We start from the raw sequence: 268 nt of genomic DNA on the forward strand, positions 1-268 counted from the left end.
GGGTGCAAATCGGTAAGTTCAATAACTATATTTTTATTGATTTGCAGATGTCCTCTTTCTTGCACGCCTTCCGATTTCATCATCAAAATCAACCCTTCATACCAATCGCGCGACGCTTTTTTGGCGTTATCGTCAAGCGGCGTCGGGTCAATTAAATGTTGTTGTACTTTGTCGATATCCAAATCATACGCCCGCAGCAAATCTTCTATTTGCCACATATAGAGCAGGTATTCGGCGATATTTTGTTGTTTGTTGGGGATGTTCATAT

At 41.0% G+C, this 268-nt stretch carries 1 protein-coding gene; it reads right to left on the reverse strand.

Features of this window, described 5'->3' with window-relative positions:
- The coding region (locus tag Q5762_RS38580; RefSeq protein ID WP_315896980.1) for a DUF4924 family protein at positions 1-268 on the reverse strand (268 nt) is incomplete at both ends.

Source organism: Streptomyces sp. P9(2023) (assembly GCF_032436795.1).
Taxonomy (GTDB): domain Bacteria; phylum Actinomycetota; class Actinomycetes; order Streptomycetales; family Streptomycetaceae; genus Streptomyces.